Below are 2,643 nucleotides of genomic sequence, written 5' to 3'. Positions count from 1 at the left end.
CACCGCCATCAGGTGACGGTGGCGGTCGACAACACCTTCGCCACGCCCTATCTGCAAAACCCGCTCGATCAAGGCGCCGATATCGTCGTGCACTCGGCCACCAAATATCTGGCCGGCCACTCCGACGTGCTGTTGGGACTGGTGGCGGTCAACGACCCCGCGCTTTACCAGGCGATCCGCTTTATCCAGAGCGCTTCGGGCGGCGTGCCGGGGCCGCAGGACTGCTTTTTGACGCTGCGCGGCATCAAGACACTGGCGCTGCGCATGGAGCGGCATTGCGACAACGCCGAGCGGGTCGCGGCTTGGCTCGTTAAGCAACCGGGCATTGAAAAAGTGTTCTATCCGGGATTGCCGGAGCACCCGGGGCACGCATTGGCGGCACGGCAGATGAAGCGCTTTGGCGGTATCGTTACCGTGTACCTGAAGGAAAACACCCGCGATGCGGCGGGACGGGTGGCCGAGCGGCTGCAGTTGTTCGCACTGGCGGAGTCGCTGGGCGGGGTCGAGTCGCTGGTCAACCATTCGGCGACGATGTCGCACGGTGCCATGCCGGCGGAGCTCAAGCTGCAGCTGGGCGTGCGCGAGGGCCAGTTGCGGCTGTCGATCGGCATCGAGGATATCGACGATATTCTGGCGGACCTGGCGCAAGCACTGGCAGAATAACGCGGCCTTCACCCTTGGAATATAACAATGACGATTCTAGTGACCGGCGGCGCCGGTTTTATCGGTGGTAATTTTGTGCTCGATTGGCTGGCGCAGTCGGACGAGCCGGTGGTGAACCTGGACAAGCTGACCTATGCCGGCAATCTGCAGACGCTGGCGCCGCTGCAAGGCGATGCGCGCCACGTATTCGTGCGCGGCGACATCGGCGACCGCGCCAGTGTCGACGCGCTGCTGGCCGAGCATCAGCCGCGCGCAGTGATCAATTTTGCCGCCGAGTCGCACGTCGACCGTTCGATTCACGGCCCGGGCGAGTTCATCCATACCAACGTCGTCGGCACCTTCCAGCTGCTGGAAGCGGTGCTCGGCTACTGGCAGGCGTTGCCGCAGGCCGACAAGGCGGCGTTCCGCTTTTTGCATGTGTCGACCGATGAAGTGTACGGCTCGCTGGCGCCGCAAGACGCGCCGTTTGCGGAGACCAACCGCTACGAGCCCAATAGCCCCTATTCGGCCAGCAAGGCCGCGTCGGACCATTTGGTGCGCGCTTGGCACCATACCTACGGTCTGCCGGTGCTGACCACCAACTGCAGCAACAACTACGGTCCGTACCATTTCCCGGAAAAACTCATTCCGCTGGTGATCCGCAACGCGCTGGCCGGCCAGCCGCTGCCGATTTACGGCGACGGCCAGCAAGTGCGCGATTGGCTCTACGTCGGCGACCATTGCAGCGCGATCCGCCGCGTGCTGGAAGCCGGCCGACCGGGCGAGACCTACAACGTCGGCGGCTGGAACGAAAAGGCCAACCTGGAAGTGGTGAACACCATCTGCGCCACGCTCGACGCACTCAAGCCGCACGCCGATGGCCAAAGCTACGCGAATCAAATCACCTTCGTCACCGACCGGCCCGGGCACGACCGCCGTTACGCGATCGACGCCAGTAAGCTGATGCGCGAACTGGGCTGGCGGCCGGCGGAGACCTTCGATAGCGGCATCCGCAAGACCATCGAATGGTATCTTGCCAACCAGGATTGGGTACAAAGCGTGGAAAGCGGCCAGTATCGCGAGTGGGTCGCCAAGCAATACGGGGAAACGGCATGAGCCGCATCCTGCTGACGGGAATCAACGGCCAGGTCGGCTTCGAGCTGGCTGACGCCTTGGCGCCGTTGGGCGAGGTGGTGGCGGTGTCGCGCGCCGAATGCGATCTGACCGATGTGGCGGCGGTCGAGGCGCTGCTGGCGCGGATCGGTCCAGATATGATCGTCAATCCGGCGGCGTATACCGCCGTCGATCGCGCTGAAAGCGACGAGACCACGGCGATGGCGGTCAACGTCGCCGCGCCCGCGGCGATGGCGCGCTGGGCCGCCGCGCATGGCGCGTTGCTCGTCCACTATTCGACCGATTACGTGTTCGACGGCGATGGGGCCGAGCCTTACCGCGAAACCGACCCGACCGGGCCGCGTTCGATGTACGGCCGCAGCAAGTGGCTGGGCGAGGAGGCGGTGCGCGCCGCTGGCGGGCGCCATCTGATCTTGCGTACCAGCTGGGTATTCGGCCGCCACGGTGCCAATTTCCTCAAAACCATGCTGCGGCTGGCCGGCGAACGCGAGACGTTGCGCGTGGTGGCCGATCAATTCGGCGCGCCGACCTCGGCCGCGCTGATCGCCGATATGACCGCGCGCCAGCTGCAACGCTATTTGTCGCAGCCAAACAGCGCGCCGCTAGGCACTTATCATCTGACGGCGCAAGGCCGCACCAACTGGTGCGATTATGCCCGCTACGTCATCGACGGCGCACGGAAGCGCGGAATGACGTTGAAGGTGACGGACATCGAGGCGATCGGCACCGCCGACTACCCGCTGCCGGCGCCGCGCCCGGCCAATTCATGCCTGGATTGCGGCAAGCTCGAACGGGATATCGGCATCACGTTGCCGCCTTGGCAGGATGGCGTCGACCGGGTGTTGGATCAGTTGATAGCCCCGTAGG

The 2,643-nt window shown here is 64.6% G+C and carries 3 protein-coding genes; all 3 read left to right on the top strand.

The features are described from left to right. Positions 1–663: PLP-dependent aspartate aminotransferase family protein (locus tag JOZ06_RS02625; protein WP_293228351.1), on the top strand; the 663-nt coding region annotated here is incomplete at its 5' end. Positions 664–690: 27 nt separating this feature from the next. After that, positions 691–1,758, top strand: coding sequence for a dTDP-glucose 4,6-dehydratase (rfbB, locus tag JOZ06_RS02620; protein WP_293228349.1), 1,068 nt, complete (start codon positions 691–693; stop codon positions 1,756–1,758). Continuing rightward, on the top strand, positions 1,755–2,642 hold the full coding sequence (gene rfbD / locus JOZ06_RS02615; protein ID WP_293228347.1) for a dTDP-4-dehydrorhamnose reductase: 888 nt from the start codon (positions 1,755–1,757) through the stop codon (positions 2,640–2,642). The genes rfbB and rfbD overlap by 4 nt, the downstream gene beginning before the upstream one ends. The last annotated feature ends 1 nt before the right edge of the window (position 2,643 follow it).

Source organism: Paludibacterium sp., from assembly GCF_019232825.1.
In the GTDB taxonomy this organism is placed as follows: Bacteria; Pseudomonadota; Gammaproteobacteria; order Burkholderiales; family Chromobacteriaceae; genus Paludibacterium.
Note: the sequence above shows the minus strand (reverse complement) of the source record. Positions and strands in the feature narration are given on the sequence as shown.